The sequence below is a fragment of the Microbacterium gubbeenense DSM 15944 genome, from assembly GCF_000422745.1.
Classification (GTDB): domain Bacteria; phylum Actinomycetota; class Actinomycetes; order Actinomycetales; family Microbacteriaceae; genus Microbacterium; species Microbacterium gubbeenense.
Genome location: NZ_AUGQ01000009.1, coordinates 11,936 through 29,211, shown reverse-complemented (window position 1 = coordinate 29,211; position 17,276 = coordinate 11,936). Strand labels below are relative to the sequence as shown.

The window sequence follows — 17,276 nt, the reverse complement described above, 5'->3', positions numbered from 1 at the left end:
AGAGTTCCGCCCACGATCACACGCAGTGCCGGATCAGGCGTCGCCGCCGCCGCTGCCGGATGTGCCGGCGTTGACGTCGTGCAGACGGTACTTCTCGATCGCCTGGGCGACGACCGAGCGGTCGATCTTGCCCTGTTCAGCGAGCATCTGCAGCGCCTTGACGGCCATCGATGCGCCGTCGATCTTGAAGTACCGGCGAGCGGCCTGACGCGTGTCGCTGAAGCCGAACCCGTCGGCGCCGAGCGTGGCGTAGGGGCCGGGCACCCAGGGGCGGATCTGGTCCTGCACGGCGTGCATGAAGTCGCTCGTCGCAACGAACGGCTGACCCTCGGCATGCTTCAGCTTCTGCGTGACGTACGCCTCGCGCGGCTCCTGGTCGGGGGAGAGGAAGTTGTGCTCGTCGGCGGCGAGGCCGTCGCGGCGCAGCTCGTTCCAGCTCGTGACCGACCAGATGTCGGCAGCCACGTTCCAGTCCTTCGCCAGCAGCTCCTGCGCCTCGTACGCCCACGGCACGCCGACGCCGGACGCGAGCAGCTGCACGCGGTTGTCCGAACCGGATCCCTCGGAGACGCGGTGGATGCCGCGGACGATGCCGTCGACGTCGACATCGTCGGGCTCCTTCGGCTGCTGGAACGCCTCGTTGTACACCGTGAGGTAGTACATGACGTTCGGATCCTCGTGCTCGCCGCCGTACATGCGCTCGATGCCCGACTGCACGATGTGCGCGACCTCGTAGCCGTAGGCCGGGTCGTAGCTGATGACGGCCTCGTTGGTCGCGGCGAGGACGGGCGAATGGCCGTCCATGTGCTGCGTGCCCTCACCCGTCAGCGTCGTGCGGCCCGCGGTGGCGCCGATCACGAAACCGCGCGCCATCTGGTCGCCGGCCGCCCAGAAGGCGTCGCCCGTGCGCTGGAAGCCGAACATCGAGTAGAAGATGTAGACCGGGATCAGCACCTCGCCGTGCGTCGAGTACGTCGTACCCGTCGCCGTGAACGCCGCGGTCGCGCCGGCCTCGTTGATGCCGACGTGCATGATCTGACCCTCGGGGCTCTCCTTGTAGGCGAGCAGCAGGTCGCGATCCACCGACAGGTAGTTCTGTCCGTTGTGGTTGTAGATCTTCGCCGACGGGAAGTACGAGTCCATGCCGAACGTGCGCGCCTCGTCGGGAATGATCGGCACGATGCGGTTGCCGAAGCCCTTCACCCGCATGAGGTCCTTCAGCATGCGCACGAAGGCCATCGTCGTGGCGACCTCCTGGTTGCCCGATCCCTTCTTGGGCAGCGCGTAGTCCTTGTCCTGCGGCAGCGTCAGCGGCACGTTCGTGACGCGGCGCTCGGGCAGGAAACCGCCGAGCTCGCGACGGCGCTCGAGCATGTACTCGATCGTCTCGTCCTTCTCGCCCGGGTGGTAGTACGGCGGACGGTACGGGTCGTCCTCGAGCTGCTTGTCCGTGACGGGGATCTGCATCGTGTCGCGGAAGAGCTTGAGGTCGTCAAGCGTCATCTTCTTCATCTGGTGGGTCGCGTTGCGGCCCTCGAAGTGCGGACCGAGGCCGTAGCCCTTGATCGTCTTCGCGAGGATGACGGTCGGCTGGCCCTTGTGCTCCATGGCGGCCTTGTACGCCGCGTACACCTTGCGGTAGTCGTGGCCGCCGCGCTGCAGGGCCCAGACCTCCTCATCGGTGTAGTTCTCGACGAGCTTCAGCGCGCGGGGGTCGCGGCCGAAGAAGTGCTCGCGCACGAACGCGCCGTCCTCCGTCTTGAACGTCTGGTAGTCGCCGTCGGGCGTCGTGTTCATGATGTTGAGCAGCGCGCCGTCGGTGTCGCGGGCGAGGAGCTCGTCCCAGCCGCGGCCCCAGATCACCTTGATGACGTTCCAGCCCGCTCCGCGGAAGTAGCTCTCGAGCTCCTGGATGATCTTGCCGTTGCCGCGGACCGGCCCGTCGAGGCGCTGCAGGTTGCAGTTGATCACGAAGGTGAGGTTGTCGAGCCCCTCGTTGGCGGCGACCTGGAGCTGCCCGCGCGACTCGACCTCGTCCATCTCGCCATCGCCGAGGAACGCCCAGACGTGCGAGTCGGCGACCGGCTTGATGCCGCGCGCCTCGAGGTACTTGTTGGTCATCGCCTGGTAGATCGCATTGATCGGCCCGAGACCCATCGACACGGTGGGGAACTGCCAGAAGTCCTCCATCATGCGCGGGTGCGGATACGACGGCAGCCCGTGGGGCGCGGCCGACTTCTCCTGGCGGAACCCGTCGAGCTGCTGCTCGGTCAGGCGCCCCTCCAGGAACGAGCGGGCGTACATGCCGGGGGAGGCGTGGCCCTGGTAGAAGATCTGGTCGCCGCCGACCTTGTCATCGAGGCCCCGGAAGAAGTGGTTGTGACCGACCTCGTAGAGGGCCGCGGCCGAGGCGTAGGTCGAGATGTGACCGCCGACGCCGATGCCGGGGCGCTGCGCACGGTGCACCGTGACGGCGGCGTTCCAGCGGATCCAGCGGCGGTAGCGGCGCTCGAGCTCCTCGTTGCCGGGGAAGTCGGGCTCATCGCCCGTCGAGATCGTGTTGACGTAGTCGGTGGTCGGAACCATCGGCACGCCGAGATGACGCTCCTTCGATCGAGTAAGAAGGCTCAGCATGACCTCGCGGCCGCGCTGGGATCCCTTCGCGTCGATGAGCTGATCCAGGGACTCCTGCCATTCGGCAGTCTCTTCGGGGTCGCTGTCGACAGCGCCCTGCGAGTACGGATCCTGATCGTGAACTGCCACGATGTGACCTTTCGTCGTGCGGGCAGATCGTGCCCGGGTTGCGGATCGAGGTGTGCGTGGAGGCGAGCGGTGGTCGGGTCAGCGCACACGGATGGATCCAGCCTATCGGCACTCGAGCATCGCACGCGCAACGCGGGTGTCAGAACCACGTAGACTTATCGGAACGGGTCTTTAGCTCAGCTGGTAGAGCACCTGGTTTACACCCAGGTGGTCGTCGGTTCGATCCCGGCAGGACCCACGTGAAAGCATCGCCGTCTGACCAGCGATCCCTGCTCGACCTCTCGCGAGTCGATGTCGAGCTCCAACGCGCAGAGGAGGCACGGCGCAACCCGCCGCAGGCCGCCCGTGTGAAGGAGCTGCTCGCCGTGCGCGGCGAGCAGGGACGTGCGCTCGTCGAGAAGTCCAACGCCCGTGACGATCTGAAGGTCCTGCTGGGCCGCGTCGAGAGCGACATCAGCGTGGCGCGCGTGCGCCAGGATCGCGACCGAGACCGCCTCGAGAAGACCGCCGTCGCCCGCGACGCGCGGGCGCTCGAGAGCGAGATCGAGGCGCTCACGGCGCGCATCGACGGGCTCGAGACTCAGCAACTCGAGCTCATGGAGCAGCTGCAGGCCGCCGATGACGATGTGGCCGCGCAGCAGTCGCTGCTCGATCAGACGTCGGCCGAGGGCCAGGAGCTGAGCGCGGGCGGCAAGCAGGCCGTCGAGAAGGCCGCCGCCGAGCTCGAACAGCTGACGCGGGATCGCGCGGCGCTGGTCGAGAAGATCCCCGCCGATCTCGTCGCCGACTACGACCGACTCGCGGCGCGCGGACCTGCCGTCGGCCACTTCCAGCACGGCACGTGCGGCGGCTGCCACATGGCGCTGGCGCCCACCCACGTCGCCCAGCTGCGCAAGACCGCCGATGACGAGGTGTTCCACTGCCCCGAGTGCGGGGGCATCATCGTGCGCACCGCCGAGTCGGGGCTCGCGTAGACTCGACAACTGCGAATGGGTCGGCTGGACGGCCGCGTCGCGCGAGAGCGCGCCGAGGAACGTCCGGGCTCCACAGGGCAGGGTGGTGGGTAACGCCCACCCGGAGAGATCCGCGAGAAAGTGCAACAGAGAGCAGACCGCCGGCATTCGTGCCGGTAAGGGTGAAACGGTGGTGTAAGAGACCACCAGGGGCCGTGGTGACACGGCTCGCTAGGTAAACCTCGCCTGGAGCAAGACCAACAGGGAACGACAAGGCGGCCCGCCGAGTTCCCGGGTAGGTTGCTAGAGCGGCACGGCAACGTGTCGCCGAGAGAGATGGCCGTCCACGGAGATTCGTCTCCCGGACAGAACCCGGCGTACAGGCCGGCCCATTCGCATGAACCGGCCTGTCGGCCTCAGCTGAGGATCAGGCTCGCGGCCCCGATGATGCCCGCGTTGTTGCGGTGCACGGCCGTCACGATGGGCGCGCGCGTCTCGATCATCGGCAGGAACTTCTCGGGGTTCTTCGACACCCCGCCGCCGACGACGATGAGGTCGGGGGAGAAGAGCGCCTCGACGCGGTCGTAGAAGTGCTGCAGGCGCTTCGCCCACTTGCTCCACGAGATGTCGTCGCGCTCGCGCGCCACGGCCGACGCCCAGCGCTCGATGCTCTCGCCCTTGTGCTCGAGATGGCCGAGCTCGCTGTTCGGGACGAGCTTGCCGTCGAAGAGGAACGCGGATCCGATGCCCGTGCCGAGCGTCGTCATGATCGTGAACCCCGGCTGGTCGCGCGCGGCGCCGAACTTCAGCTCGGCGAGCCCGGCGGCGTCGGCGTCGTTCACGAAACGGATGTCGCGCCCGAGCGCCTCGCCGAAGCGGCCATCGGCGTCGAGGCCGATCCACTCGTCGGAGATGTTCGCGGCCGACAGCGTCACGCCGTTCTTGACGACGGCGGGGAAGCACACGCCGATCGGGAGATCCTCGGCATCCGGCCCGAGCAGCCCGACGAGCTGCTTCGCCGTCGAGAGCACGTCGGGGGGCGTCGCGCCCTTGGGCGTCGGGATCCGCACCCGTTCGCTCAGGAGGGTGCCCTCAAGAAGATCGACGATACCGGCTTTCATGCCGGTACCGCCGATGTCGATGCCAATGGCGCGCTGGGGTGCATTCGTCATGCACCCCAGTTTAGGGGGGTCTACGCCGACTTCTTGTTCTTCTTTTCCTTCGTGGGGTCCTGGCCCTCACCACGGCGCTCGCGAATGAACGCGAGGCGGTCGGAGAGCAGCTCTTCGAGCTCCTCCACCGAACGGCGCTCGAGGAGCATGTCCCAGTGCGTTCGGGCGACCTTCTCGCCCGAACGGTCGACCTCGGCGAGGCCCTCTGGCGTCTGCAGGATGGCCTCGGCGCCGCACGTGCGGCACTCCCAGGCGGCCGGCGGCTCAGCGTCCGCGGCGAACGTCAGCGTCGTCTCTCGGGCGCACGTGCCGCAGAGATACGTGTGCTCCTTGCGCTCCATGAACACGACGCCCTCTTCGCTCTGAAGGCTTTGGGCGCCGAGTCGGATTCCGCGCAGGCTACGATCTGCCATATTCGAGTCCTCTCGTCAGTACTCAGGTCTAACGAACCGCGCTGGGCGGATCATCCGAAACCTCGCGCGGTGCGGGGCTTTCCCAGCGGATGTACAGTCCATCCGGCCGTACGACCGGATCGGCGTCCTTTCGCGCAAGCTAGCGCGTTGTACGCGGCGGGTCAACGGGGCGGGGCGGAACTCAGTCGGCGAACGCGGCGAGCGCGCGATCCGCCCGGTCGGTCACGATGCCGTCGACGCCCATGCCGACCAGACGCCGCATATCCTGTTCGTCGTTCACGGTCCACACGTGCACCTCGACCCCGGCCTCGTGCGCGGCACGGATCAGGCGGGGCGTCAGGACGGTGAGCCGGCCCTGGCGCTCGGGGATCTGCAGCGCGTCGATGCCGCGCAGGAGCCGCCGGATCAGCCATCGGATCGGCGCGATCCGCGTCGCGATCACGAGCCCGACGATCGTCGCCCTCCCGGGCGCGGTCGCGGGGGATCCGGCGGCCGTGCGCGCGGCGCGGAGGGCGATCCTGCGGCGCCTGTCCGAGAAGCTCGTGAGCAGCACGCGGTGGGCGTGCTGGGCGATGATCCTCCCGGCCTTCTCGGCCGCGCCGTCGGCCTTCACATCGATGTTGAACCGCGAATCGGGAAACGCCGTGAGCGCCTGAGCGAGGGTGGAGAGCCCGCCGCGGGTCGACATGACGGACTCGAGCTCGGCGAGCGTGACGTCGGCGATCGCCTGCGGGACGCCCGCGACCCGGTCGAGGCGATCGTCGTGGAAGAGCACGACCTCGCCGTCGGACGTCAGGTGGCAGTCGGATTCGATGAACGTCGCGCCGGCGGCATGCGCGGCCGCGAACGCCGCGATCGTGTTCTCCGCGATGCCCTCGTCGCGCATCGCGTTGGTGACGAGTCCGCGGTGAGCGAGGATCCGGGGGACGGGAGCGCCGACGAGGTAGGGGTGGACCGCCATGCCGCGAACGTACCACTCGCTCGGCATCGGGCCGGTAAAGTCGTCACGCACCCACCCGCACGACCCAAGGAGTCACCGTGTCGAACCCGATACCCGCCGGAACGCTTGACGGCAAGACGGCGCTCGTCACCGGATCCTCTCGCGGCGTCGGTGCCGACACCGCGACGTTCCTCGCCGCCGCCGGCGCGAACCTCGTCATCAACTTCCGCAACAAGGCCCCGCGCGCCGAGAAGCTGGCCGCGAAGCTCAACGAGGATCACGGCACGCAGACCCTCGTCGTGGGCGCCGACCTCACCGATGCCGACTCCGTCGGCTCGATGATGGGCGCCGCGAAGGACGTGTTCGGCGGCCTCGACATCCTCGTGCTCAATGCCTCCGGCGGCATGGAGGCGAACATGGGCGACGACTACGCGATGCGCCTGAACCGCGACGCGCAGGTCGGCGTGCTCGAGGCCGCGCTGCCGCTCATGGCCGCGGGGTCGCGAGTGGTCTTCGTCACGAGCCACCAGGCGCACTTCATCCGCACGACGCCGACGATGCCCGAGTACGAGGCCGTCGCGCTGTCCAAGCGCGCCGGCGAGGACGCCCTGCGCGAGCGGATCCCGTCGCTCGCAGAACGCGGCATCGAGCTGGTCGTCGTCTCGGCCGATATGATCGAGGGCACCATCACCGCGACGCTCCTCAACCGCCTCAACCCGGGCGCGATCGACCAGCGCCGCGAGCAGGCGGGCAAGCTCCTGAACGTCTCCGAATTCGCCGCCGAGATCGCGCAGGCCGCGGTCGACCCGGTTCCCGAGAACAACGAGCGGATCTGCGGAGACGTCTCGAGCTTCGGGCCGATCGAGTAGTCGCAGGCGGCGCTTCCGTCTCACGCACAAAGTCCCACCGTGGAGGGATCCGCGAGCCGTGATCGGCGTGACAGGATGACGGCGTGGTGCGGAAGAATCGACAGGCGCGCGTGAAGCGTCCGCGGCGGCCCCGCGTGGTGCGCGGGTGGATCGCGGCGAATCAGCGAGCGGTCTGGTACGCGGCCGCCGGCACGCTCGCGGCGATCCTGTACGCCATCGCCGCGCCGGTCGAGGCGGCCGTCTACGGCGCGCCGGTGCTCGTGGCGCTGTTCGTCACGGCGGCGCGCTGCGCGGCGCTCGTGGTGGCGGTGCGGTGGCCGGTTGTCGGCGTGATCGTGTTCACCATCTCGAGCGCAGTCGTGCGGTTCGAGGTCGCCCCGCCGGGCGCGCCCTGGCCATGGAGCGTCACCGCCATCGTCGAGTTCACCGCGCTCGTCTTCGCGGTGTGGTCGCTGCACGGCTGGCGCAGAGGGCTCGTCGCGTATCTCGTTCCCGGGCTCGTCATCAGCGCGATGGCACAGCTCGACTTCGACGGCGGATCGATGGCGGGCGGCATCGTCGCGCTCTCCGTCGGCGCCGTCGCGGCCGGCGTCGGCACGCTCGTTCGCGATCGCGTGCGCGTGGGCGCGGCCCTCGACAAGGAGCGACAGCTCGGCCTGGTCGAGCAGGAGAGGCGCCTCGTTGCCGAAGAACGCCAGCGCATCGCGCGCGAGCTGCACGACGTCGTCGCCCACGGGCTCTCGCTCATCCAGATCCAGGCCACATCCGCGCCGTACCGCGTGACCGGCGTGACGCCCGAGGCGGCCGCCGAGTTCGCGGACATCGCCCGGTCCGCCCGCGGATCCCTCGCCGAGATGCGCCAGCTGCTCGGCGCGCTGCGCGGCGACGACGAGCCGGCGGAGCGCGCACCGCAGCCCACGGTCGGCGACATCCCGGCGCTCGTGGGCGAAACACGGCGCGCGGGGGCGAACATCACGCTCGCCATGCCCGAGGGGACCGAGGCGCCGCCGGCGCAGGGGATCGCCGCGTACCGCATCGTGCAGGAGGCGATCAGCAACGCGATGCGCCACGCTCCCGGGGCGCGGATCGATGTCGTCGTCGACGTGATCGGCGGCGTGCTCGCGATCGACATCGCGAACGACGCCCCCGAAACCCCGCCCGCGCAGTCGCGGCCCGGGCACGGACTCGTCGGCATGCGCGAGCGGGCGACGATTCTGGGAGGATCATTGGACGCGGCCCGCACGAACGACGGCGGTTTCCGGGTCTTGGCGCGGCTGCCGCTCGGCGCCCATGGAGAGGAATCCCGATGACTGCTGACCGCATCACGGTGCTGATCGCCGACGACCAGGCGATGGTGCGCGCGGGCTTCGCGGCGCTCCTCGACGCGCAGCCCGACATCCGCGTCATCGGTCAGGCCTCGGGCGGCATCGAGGCGGTCCGCCTCGCGCGCGAGCTGAAGCCCGACGTCGTCCTGATGGACGTGCGCATGCCCGACCTCGACGGCATCGAGGCCACCACCCGCATCCTCGATCCGGAGCGGCCACTTCCGCACACCCCGCGCGTGCTGATGCTCACGACGTTCGACATCGATGACTACGTGCACGAGGCGATCTACGCCGGGGCGAGCGGATTCCTCCTCAAGGACGCCCTTCCGGAGGAGCTCGCGCAGGCGGTGCGGGTGATCGCGGCCGGAGATGCGCTGCTCGCGCCGAGCGTCACGCGCCGGCTCATCGAGAGGTTCGCGGACACGCGCGACCGCGCCCCCTCGAGATCCGCCCTCGCGCTGAACGGGCTCACCGACCGCGAGCGCGAGGTGCTCACGCTCATCGGGCGCGGCCTGTCGAACGGCGAGATCGCGTCGGAGCTGTTCATCGGCGAGCAGACCGTGAAGACTCACGTCAGCAAGCTCCTGCAGAAGGTCCCCGCGCGCGATCGCGTGCAGCTCGTGATCACGGCGTACGACGCCGGCATCGTCTCGCCCGGCTGAGGCTCCCTCGACGGTAGGGCGAGCGCCTTTCGACGTTCACCCCGCGGCGGGATGACGGGCACGATGCCTGGTCCATAGATTCCTCGAAACCGATTCGAGGAGGACCCATGTCCGTTCTGACCGCGCCCCGCCCTGCGGAGCCGATCGCACGACCCATCGTGCGCGACCGCAGCATCGACGTGATCCGCTCGGCCAGCCTCGTGCTCGTCGTGCTGCTGCACGCCATGATGGTCGGCGTGACGCTCACGGGCGACGGCCCGGTGTTCGAGAACGCGCTCGAGACCGAGTGGTTCGCGCCGGTGAGCTGGTTCGTGCAGATGATGCCGCTGTTCTTCCTCGCGGGCGGCTTCACGGCCATCGGATCCTGGCGCCGCGCCCGCGATCGCGGCGCCGGATCCGCGGCGTTCGTCGCCGGCCGCCTGCAGCGGCTCCTCGTGCCGGCCGCCGCCATGTTCGCCGTCATCGGCGGGGGACTGCTCGCCCTGACGCTCGCGGGCGTGCCGGCCGACATCGTCGCGACGGCGGGGTTCCGCATCTCGCAGCCGCTGTGGTTCCTCGGCGTGTTCACGCTCGCCCAGGCGCTCGTTCCGCTGGTCGCCAGCTGGCACGATCGCGCCCCACGATCGGCCCTGGGATCCCTGTTCGCCGCGGTCCTGCTCATCGATGCGGCGCGCTTCGCGACCGGGAACGACGCGGTGGGCTATCTCGGCCTCGCCGCCGTCTGGATCCTCATCCAGCAGCTCGGGTTCTGGGATGCCGACGGCCGCATCGATCGGCTGTCGCCCCGGGTGCGGGTCATCGGCGCCGCGGCGCTGCTGTCGGTCGCGGTGCTGCTGACGGCGGCCGGCCCTTATCCCGCGGACATGTACGCGAACCAGGATCCGCCGACGCTCCTGCTCGTCCTGCTCGGTGGCGCCCAGCTGGCGCTCTTCTCGCTCGCGCGGCCGATGATCCGGCGCATCGCGGAACGCGGTTCGGTCGCTCGAATCGTCGACGCGATTGGAGCGCGAGCGATGACGATCTACCTCTGGCACATGCCGGTCCTGATCGCCCTGGCCGGTCTCTCGGTTCTGGCCGCGAGCGCCGGGCTGTTCGAGCTGCCCGAGCTGCACTCGGCCTCGTGGTGGACGACCCGGCCGGCGTGGCTGATCGTGGCGGCCGCGTGCGTGGCGGCCGTGTCGATCGCGGCGGCGCGGTTCGAGCGAGGACCGCACGACGCACCGACGACATCGGTTATTCGGGCGGCAGGCGGCGCGGCGCTCGGCGTCGGATCGGTCGTCGTCATGTTCGTCGTCGGCCTGTCGTGGCAGGTGGCCGTGGCCTGCGCGCTGATGGGCGTGGTCGCCGTGCGGCTCGCCCGAGCGCGCCGCACGGATCCCTCCGTCGTAGGGGGTCGCCCCGTCGCCTTTCACCCTCAGGGCTGTTGCGTCGGCCGCACCCGAATTCCTAACCTGACTGTACGAACCGAAAGGACCCCCGTGGACATTCTCACCGACATGCTCATGACGCTCGCGATGTCGGCCTGGGTGTACCCGCTCGTCGCCGGTCTGGCGCTCGTCGATGCGCTGATTCCGCCGGTTCCGAGCGAGACCATCGTCATCGGCGCCGCGGCGCTCGGGGCCGCGACCGGGGCGCCGAACATGATCCTGCTGGCGGCGTGCGCCGCGCTCGGAGCGTTCGCTGGGGACACGCTGACGTATCTGCTCGGACGCCGCCTCGGCACCACGCGCTTCGCGTGGATGCGCACCCCCCGCGCGCAGAAGGCGATCGGCGTCGCCGCACGCGGGCTCGAACGCGGGGGAGCGTCGGCGATCTTCGTCGCGCGCTACATTCCCGTGGGGCGCGTCGCCGTCAACCTCACGGCGGGGGCCACGGGCTTCCCGTCGCGCCGGTTCGTGCCGCTGTCGCTCGCGGCCTGCGTGACGTGGGCCGCGTACTCCGTCGGCATCGGCCTCATCGCAGGCAGCGTCTTCGGCCAGAACCCGATCCTCGGGGTCGTCGTCGGCGTCGGCATCGCGCTGATCGTGGGCGTGGTCGTCGACCGCACGCGGGCGCTGGTGATCGCCCGTCGCGCGAGCCGTCAGGTGCCGAGCAGCAGCCCCGTGAAGAACAGCACGGGCACGCAGCCCACGGTCGTGAGGAAGATGACGTCGCGCACGAGCGTGTAGCCCTCGCCGTAGCGCTGGGCGTAGTTGAACAGGTTCTGCGCGGTCGGCAGCGCGGCCAGCACGACGACCACGTAGAGCGCGTGGTCGTCGAGGCCGAACGCGAAGCGCCCGAGCAGATATGCCGCGAGCGGCATGACGACGAGCTTGAGCGCCGTGGCCACGAGCGCGTCTCGCCGGGTGCCCTTCACCGTGAGCACGCGCTGGCCGTGCAGCGACATTCCGAAGCTGATCAGGATCACCGGGACGGCCGCGTTCGCAACGAGCTGGAGCGGCTCGTGCACGATCGTCGGGATCTCGATACCGGACAGCGCGATCGCGAGCCCCAGCAGGGATCCGATGACCAGCGGGTTCCGGAACGCCCGCGCGATCGCCTTCCACCACTTCGTCTCGCCGTTCGAGATCGCATCGAGCACGGTGAGCGTGATCGGCGTCAGCGCGATCTGCTGCATGAGGATGATCGGGGCGGCGTATGCGGCGTTGCCGAGCAGGTACGTCGAGATCGGGATGCCGATGTTGTTGCCGTTGACCTGTCCGGACGTCAGCGCGCCCATCACGGTGTCGCCCCAGCGACGCCGCCACGCGAGCTTCGCGATGAGGACGTAGAGCGCGATGACGACGGCCGCCGCGGCGGCCGATACCGGCAGCAGCGAAGAGAAGAGCATGCCGACATCGGCATCGCTCAGGACCACGAGCATCAGGAACGGATTGAGCACGAAGAACGAGAGCCGGCTGAGCACGGCGATGCCGGTCTCGCCCAGCAGGTCGATGCGCCCGATGATGTAGCCGGTGAGGATCGCGACGCCGACGACCGCGAACCCGGTGAGGATCGCGATCATGGATGAGTCCGATCGCGGTGGCGCATCCCTACAATCTAGTCCGCGACCGTGCAACCATTATTCGTATGCCCGACTCGACGCCCCATGCCGCTGACCATCACGACACGATCCGGGTGCGCGGCGCCCGCGAGAACAACCTCAAGAACGTCGACGTCGATCTGCCGAAGAGACGTCTGACGGTCTTCACGGGCGTCTCCGGATCCGGCAAGAGCTCGCTCGCATTCGACACGATCGCCAGCGAGTCGCAGCGGCTCATCAACGAGACGTACAGCTCGTTCGTGCAGGGCTTCATGTCGCAGCTGGGGCGCCCCGACGTGGATTCGCTCGAGGGGCTGACGACCGCGATCCTCGTCGACCAGGAGCGCCTCAGCGCGAACATCCGCTCGACCGTCGGAACGGCGAGCGATGCCAACGCGTACCTGCGCATGCTGTTCAGCCGCATGGGCGATCCGCAGATCGGCCCGCCGAACGCGTTCTCGTTCAATACGCCCAGCGTCAAGGCCTCCGGCGCGATCCTCATCGAGCGCGCGGGCAACACGAAGCGGCAGCGCGCCGAGTTCAACGTGCTCGGCGGAATGTGCCCCGGGTGCGACGGCACGGGACGCGTGAGCGATCTCGATCTCGCGCAGCTCTACGACGGCACGAAGTCGGTCAACGAGGGCGCGATCCTCATCCCGGGGTACAAGGTCGGCGGCTGGAGCGTGCGGTTCTATGCGGAGTCGGGCTTCTTCGACCCCGATAAGCCCGTGAACGACTTCACCGATGACGAGCTCGACGCTTTCCTCTACCGCGATGGGGTGAAGGTCAAGATCGGCGGCACGAACATGACCTATCAGGGCCTCGTGCCGAAGGTGCAGCAGTCGATGCTCACGAAGGACCGGGAGCAGATGCAGTCGCACATCCGTGCGTTCGTGGATCGCGCGGTCGCGTTCGCGCCGTGCCCCGAGTGCGGGGGCACGCGGCTGGCGGAGCCGGCGCGCTCGGCGAAGATCGCCGGGAAGAACATCGCGGACTGCTGCGCCATGCAGGTCAGCGACCTGCTCGAATGGGTGCGCGCTATCGACGAGCCGGGGGCGAAGACCCTGCTCGACGCGCTCGATGATCTGCTCGCCTCCTTCGTCGACATCGGGCTCGGCTACCTGTCCCTCGATCGCGGCGCGAGCACCCTCTCCGGGGGAGAGGCGCAGCGCCTGAAGATGATCAAGCACCTCGGCTCGCCCCTGACCGACGTCACCTACGTCTTCGACGAGCCGACCGCGGGCCTGCACCCGCACGACATCGAGCGCATGAACCGGCTGCTGGTGCAGCTGCGCGACAAGGGCAACACCGTGCTCGTCGTGGAGCACAAGCCCGAGACGATCGTGATCGCCGATCACGTCGTCGACGTCGGCCCGGGCGCGGGCGCGGCGGGCGGTGAGATCGTCTTCACCGGATCCGTCGACGGACTGCGCGCCGCCGACACCGTCACGGGGCGGCACCTCGACGATCGTGCGCGCGTGAAGGAGGCCGTGCGGGCCTCGACGGGCGCGCTCGAGATCCGCGGCGCGACGGCCAACAACCTGCAGAACGTCGACGTCGACATCCCGACGGGCGTGCTGGTCGCGCTGACGGGCGTCGCCGGATCCGGGAAGAGCTCGCTCGTCTCCGAGCAGCTTGCGGGGCGCGACGGCGTGGTGTTCGTCGATCAGGGGGCGATCAAGGGATCCTCTCGCAGCAACCCCGCCACGTACACAGGGCTGCTCGAACCGGTGCGCAAGGCGTTCGCGAAGGCGAACGGCGTGAAGCCGGCCCTGTTCAGCGCGAACAGCGAGGGCGCGTGCCCGACCTGCAAGGGCAACGGCGTGATCACGACCGAGTTCGGGTTCATGCAGGGCGTCACGACGCCGTGCGAGGACTGCGGCGGGCGCCGGTTCATGGCCGAGGTGCTCGACTACACGCTCGGCGAGAAGTCGATCGCCGACGTGTTCGATATGCCGGCGACCGAGGCGCTCGAGTTCTTCTCGGCGGGGGAGTCGAAGGTACCGGCGGCGGCGAAGATCCTGCAGCGCCTCGTCGACGTCGGCCTGGGCTATGTGGCGCTCGGCCAGGCCCTCAACACCCTCTCGGGCGGCGAGCGCCAGCGGCTGAAGCTCGCGGTGCAGATGACGGAGGGGGCGTCCGTCTACGTGCTGGACGAGCCGACGACCGGTCTGCACCTCGCCGACGTCGATCGCATGCTCGCGATGCTCGACCGCCTCGTCGACTCGGGCGTCTCGGTCATCGCGATCGAGCACCACCAGGCCGTGATGGCGCACGCCGACTGGATCATCGACATGGGCCCGGGCGCGGGGCACGAGGGCGGCACAGTCGTCTTCGAGGGCACGCCCGCGGATCTCGTCGCCGCGCGCGCGACGCTGACGGGCGAGCACCTCGCCGAGTACGTCGTCGGCTGAGCGGCCGTCAGTCGCGCGCGAGGCGGAAGGCGTTCCTCGGCACGACGGTCAGCGCGAGGGCGGCGGCGATCGCGGTCGCCCCGCACACGATCCAGACGGTCATGTACCCGGTGAGGGATCCAGCGGTGGCCGCCGTGAGCCCGGTCGCGAGCGCGATGCCGAAGGCGCAGGAGGCGATCGCCCCGCCGACGGTCTTCACGGAGTTCGTCAGCCCGGTCGCCACGCCCGTCTGCGTGGGCGGCGCGGCGGCCGCCGCGGTCGCGGGGAGCGCGCCGACGAGGGCACCGGATCCGATGCCCGCGACGACCATGTTGACGATGACCTGCGCGTAGGTGTCGTGCATCGGCAGGAACATCAGGTACCCGACGCCGACGAGCCCCGCCGCCGTGATGAGCGCGGCTCGCGGCGATGTGGCGCGCGCGAGCACCGGATATGTCAGGGCTCCGGCGATCATCGCGATGAGGTAAACGCCGATGATCAGCGACGTCGCGAAGCCCGTGGTGCCGAGGCCGAAGCCGGCGACTGCGGGATCCGTGCGCGCGAACGTCGACAGCGGGGCCTGGGCGCCGAGAACGCTCACGCCGAAGAGACCGGCCGTGAGGAATACTGGCCACAGCGCGGGGTCGCGGAACATGGCGATGTCGATGACCGGATCCGCCTGGCGCCGTTCCCACGCGACGAACGGCACGATGAGCGCCGCGCCGGCGATCGTGACGAGCCAGGCGACCGCGTCGGTCGGGCCGCTGATGCGCAACAAGCTCAGGCCGCCTGTGAACGCGATGAGCGCGAACGAGATGAGCACGAGGCCCGTCGTGTCGAGGCGCCCGCCCGTCTGCACCGACGACTCGCGTACGCCGAACAGGATCACGAAGAAGCAGATCGCGACGGCGATGCCGGGCACGAGCAGCACGGTGCGCAGATCGATGGCGTCGATGAGGGCCCCGCCGGCCAGTGCGCCCGTGATCGCGCCCGCCTCGAGCGCCGCGACGAGCACACCGGCTGCCTTCGCGGTGATCCCGGCGGCATCCCCCGACAGCCCGCGCGTGCGGGAGAACACCAGCGCAACCTCGAGGGGGAGCCACACGACGTAGACGCCCTGGATCGCCCAGCACACGAGGAACGCCCAGAACGTCGTCGCGAACGGCAGGGCGAGGGACGCCACGGCGACGATCGCCGTCGAGATCAGCAGCATGCGCTTGTGGCCGATCATGTCGCCGAGCTTGGCGAACGCGGGCACGACGAGGGCCGAGAGCATGAGCTGCGTGCCCTCGAACCAGTTCACGTCCGCGTCGTGGATGTCGAGCGCCCGCGCGATATCGGTGAGCATCGGCGTGTAGTAGCCCTGCAGGATGCCGCTCGTGAATTCGACGACGGCGAGGAAGCCGACGACCGCCCACACGGTCATGACAGGCCGCGGATCAGCGCGACGTGGAAGTCGCGCCCCTTTTCGAGGCTTGGTGCTTCGACGCGTTCCCCGACGCCGTGGATCGATGCGCGCTGTTCCGCCGACATCTCCAGCGGGGCGAACCGGTAAACGTGAGGGGAGATGGCGTGGAAGTGCCGCGAGTCGGAGGCCTGCATCATGAGATACGGCGTCGCCGTCGCGTCTGAATAGGTCGCGCCGACGGCCGCGGCGATGGCGTCGAAGGCAGGACCGTCGGCGGGGGAGAGCGGCGTCGGATCCGATCCCTCCTCGACGCTGACCCGAACGCTGGCGTCGCGCATTCTTCTGGCGACGCGGCGCGCCGCCGACTCGACGGTCTCGCCTGGTATCAACCTCAGGTTGAAGGTTACGGATGCGGTCGCCGGCAGGACGTTCGCCGCGGATCCGCCATCTTGCAGCGTCGCTGCGATCGTCGTGCGCACGAGGGCGGCCGGTTCGCCGCCGAGGGCCGCGAAGACGAGGCCGGTGAGGATCCGGCTGCGCGCGAGGAGTCCGTACAGCGGGCGCGCGGGCCCGACGGCGCGGTCCGCGAGGATCTGGAGCATGCGCGTGATCGCCAGGGGAGCGCGCGGCCGGAATACGCGCGAGGAGAGGCGGCGCACGGCGCGCGCGAGGCGGTCGATCGCGCTCTGACCGTGCGGGGCGGAGGCGTGTCCGGGGTCGCTCGACGCGGTCAGCCTCAGAGTGACGAGCCCCTTCTCGCCGACGCCGATCATGGCGGCGCGGCCGCGCGTGAAGGGGAGGGGCGCCTCGACGACCGCGCCGCCCTCGTCGATCACGAGCCAGGGGCGGATCCCCGCATTGTCCAGGTGCTCGGAGATCGCGAGCGCCGCGTCGCCGTACGTCTCCTCATTGCCGCCGAATGAGAGGTACACGTCGCGGGCAGGGGTGAAGCCCTCCGCGAGCAGCGCCTCGACGGCCTCGAGAATGACGATGAGCGGGCCCTTGTCGTCGAGCGCGCCGCGCCCGTGCACCCAGCCGTGGTCGATCCGACCGCCGAACGGATCCTCGTCCCATTCGTCGGCGTTCGCCGGCACGACGTCGTAATGCGCCATGAGAACGACCGGATCCTTTTCCGCCGCTCCGCGCCAGCGGAACAGAAGACCGCGTTCGGTGATCCGCTCTCGCTCGAGGCTCGCGTGCACCTTCGGGTAGAGCTCTTCGAGCAGCGCGACGAACTGCTCGAACGGCTCGGGGCCGCGATCCGCGACGGTCGGGATTCGGATCATGCGGGAGAGCCGCTCGGCGATGGGGGACGACGCTGTCATGTCGTGAGGTTATCGGGTGAGGGGGTTTCTA

General features: G+C 69.4%; 13 protein-coding genes, 1 tRNA gene and 1 other RNA gene. 8 read left to right on the top strand and 7 right to left on the bottom strand.

Annotation, left to right across the window (positions count from 1 at the left end):
• Positions 1 to 33 precede the first annotated feature (33 nt).
• On the bottom strand, positions 34 to 2,763 hold the full coding sequence (gene aceE / locus G510_RS0107285; protein WP_029153091.1) for a pyruvate dehydrogenase (acetyl-transferring), homodimeric type: 2,730 nt from the start codon (positions 2,761 to 2,763) through the stop codon (positions 34 to 36).
• 165 nt (positions 2,764 to 2,928) lie between these two features.
• Here aceE and G510_RS0107280 point away from each other — a divergent pair.
• The 3 genes from G510_RS0107280 (at position 2,929) to rnpB (ending at position 4,112) form a co-directional block, all read left to right on the top strand.
• Positions 2,929 to 3,001 (top strand) — tRNA-Val (locus tag G510_RS0107280).
• A 1-nt stretch (position 3,002) separates the two neighbouring features.
• Entirely contained in the window at positions 3,003 to 3,737 is a 735-nt protein-coding gene (locus G510_RS17875; protein ID WP_029153090.1) for a zinc ribbon domain-containing protein, read from the top strand.
• A 16-nt stretch (positions 3,738 to 3,753) separates the two neighbouring features.
• Positions 3,754 to 4,112, top strand: an RNA gene (gene rnpB / locus G510_RS17530) — RNase P RNA component class A.
• Positions 4,113 to 4,132: 20 nt separating this feature from the next.
• On the opposite strand, the gene ppgK is transcribed toward rnpB, so the two are convergent.
• The 3 genes from ppgK to G510_RS0107260 form a co-directional block, all read right to left on the bottom strand.
• Positions 4,133 to 4,888: a polyphosphate--glucose phosphotransferase gene (ppgK, locus tag G510_RS0107270; RefSeq protein ID WP_029153089.1), complete on the bottom strand. Its 756-nt coding sequence runs from the start codon at positions 4,886 to 4,888 to the stop codon at positions 4,133 to 4,135.
• Positions 4,889 to 4,908: 20 nt separating this feature from the next.
• Positions 4,909 to 5,301 carry an RNA polymerase-binding protein RbpA gene (locus G510_RS0107265; protein WP_029153088.1) on the bottom strand — a complete coding sequence of 131 codons (393 nt, stop codon included), beginning with the start codon at positions 5,299 to 5,301 and terminating at the stop codon, positions 4,909 to 4,911.
• A gap of 181 nt (positions 5,302 to 5,482) precedes the next feature.
• Positions 5,483 to 6,262 (bottom strand): glycerophosphodiester phosphodiesterase family protein, encoded by a 780-nt coding sequence (locus G510_RS0107260; RefSeq protein ID WP_029153087.1) that lies wholly within the window; start codon positions 6,260 to 6,262, stop codon positions 5,483 to 5,485.
• Between the two features lie 77 nt (positions 6,263 to 6,339).
• On the opposite strand from G510_RS0107260, the gene G510_RS0107255 reads away from it, so the two are divergent.
• The 4 genes from G510_RS0107255 to G510_RS17525 all read left to right on the top strand — a co-directional run bounded on the left by G510_RS0107255 (position 6,340) and on the right by G510_RS17525 (position 11,265).
• The gene (locus tag G510_RS0107255; protein WP_029153086.1) at positions 6,340 to 7,110 is read left to right on the top strand and encodes an SDR family oxidoreductase; all 771 of its coding nucleotides are present in this window, start codon (positions 6,340 to 6,342) and stop codon (positions 7,108 to 7,110) included.
• 83 nt (positions 7,111 to 7,193) lie between these two features.
• Entirely contained in the window at positions 7,194 to 8,420 is a 1,227-nt protein-coding gene (locus tag G510_RS15875) for a sensor histidine kinase (RefSeq protein WP_051216568.1), read from the top strand.
• The gene (locus tag G510_RS0107245) at positions 8,417 to 9,097 is read left to right on the top strand and encodes a response regulator (protein ID WP_029153085.1); all 681 of its coding nucleotides are present in this window, start codon (positions 8,417 to 8,419) and stop codon (positions 9,095 to 9,097) included. The genes G510_RS15875 and G510_RS0107245 overlap by 4 nt, the downstream gene beginning before the upstream one ends.
• A gap of 107 nt (positions 9,098 to 9,204) precedes the next feature.
• A complete protein-coding gene (locus G510_RS17525; RefSeq protein WP_051216567.1) occupies positions 9,205 to 11,265 on the top strand; it encodes an acyltransferase family protein in 2,061 nt (686 codons plus the stop codon).
• On the opposite strand, the gene G510_RS17870 is transcribed toward G510_RS17525, so the two are convergent.
• Positions 11,178 to 12,101 carry an AEC family transporter gene (locus tag G510_RS17870; protein ID WP_029153084.1) on the bottom strand — a complete coding sequence of 308 codons (924 nt, stop codon included), beginning with the start codon at positions 12,099 to 12,101 and terminating at the stop codon, positions 11,178 to 11,180. The genes G510_RS17525 and G510_RS17870 overlap by 88 nt on opposite strands.
• 65 nt (positions 12,102 to 12,166) lie before the next feature.
• On the opposite strand from G510_RS17870, the gene G510_RS0107230 reads away from it, so the two are divergent.
• Positions 12,167 to 14,533, top strand: a complete 2,367-nt coding sequence (locus G510_RS0107230) for an ATP-binding cassette domain-containing protein (RefSeq protein WP_036322376.1) — start codon at positions 12,167 to 12,169, stop codon at positions 14,531 to 14,533.
• A 7-nt stretch (positions 14,534 to 14,540) separates the two neighbouring features.
• Here G510_RS0107230 and G510_RS0107225 read toward each other — a convergent pair whose 3' ends face one another.
• Both G510_RS0107225 and G510_RS0107220 read right to left on the bottom strand, forming a co-directional pair.
• A complete protein-coding gene (locus G510_RS0107225) occupies positions 14,541 to 15,938 on the bottom strand; it encodes an MFS transporter (protein ID WP_036322352.1) in 1,398 nt (465 codons plus the stop codon).
• Positions 15,935 to 17,245 (bottom strand): M20/M25/M40 family metallo-hydrolase, encoded by a 1,311-nt coding sequence (locus tag G510_RS0107220; protein ID WP_029153081.1) that lies wholly within the window; start codon positions 17,243 to 17,245, stop codon positions 15,935 to 15,937. The genes G510_RS0107225 and G510_RS0107220 overlap by 4 nt, the downstream gene beginning before the upstream one ends.
• Positions 17,246 to 17,276: the final 31 nt, after the last annotated feature.

Excerpts from the sequence above, each read along its gene's own strand:
- ppgK (WP_029153089.1), bottom strand. The coding sequence starts at position 4,888 with ATGACGAATGCACCCCAGCGCGCCATTGGCATCGACATCGGCGGTACC.
- G510_RS0107265 (WP_029153088.1), bottom strand. The coding sequence starts at position 5,301 with ATGGCAGATCGTAGCCTGCGCGGAATCCGACTCGGCGCCCAAAGCCTT.
- G510_RS0107260 (WP_029153087.1), bottom strand. The coding sequence starts at position 6,262 with ATGGCGGTCCACCCCTACCTCGTCGGCGCTCCCGTCCCCCGGATCCTC.
- G510_RS0107245 (WP_029153085.1), top strand. The coding sequence starts at position 8,417 with ATGACTGCTGACCGCATCACGGTGCTGATCGCCGACGACCAGGCGATG.
- G510_RS17525 (WP_051216567.1), top strand. The coding sequence starts at position 9,205 with ATGTCCGTTCTGACCGCGCCCCGCCCTGCGGAGCCGATCGCACGACCC.
- G510_RS17870 (WP_029153084.1), bottom strand. The coding sequence starts at position 12,101 with ATGATCGCGATCCTCACCGGGTTCGCGGTCGTCGGCGTCGCGATCCTC.
- G510_RS0107230 (WP_036322376.1), top strand. The coding sequence starts at position 12,167 with ATGCCCGACTCGACGCCCCATGCCGCTGACCATCACGACACGATCCGG.
- G510_RS0107225 (WP_036322352.1), bottom strand. The coding sequence starts at position 15,938 with ATGACCGTGTGGGCGGTCGTCGGCTTCCTCGCCGTCGTCGAATTCACG.
- G510_RS0107220 (WP_029153081.1), bottom strand. The coding sequence starts at position 17,245 with ATGACAGCGTCGTCCCCCATCGCCGAGCGGCTCTCCCGCATGATCCGA.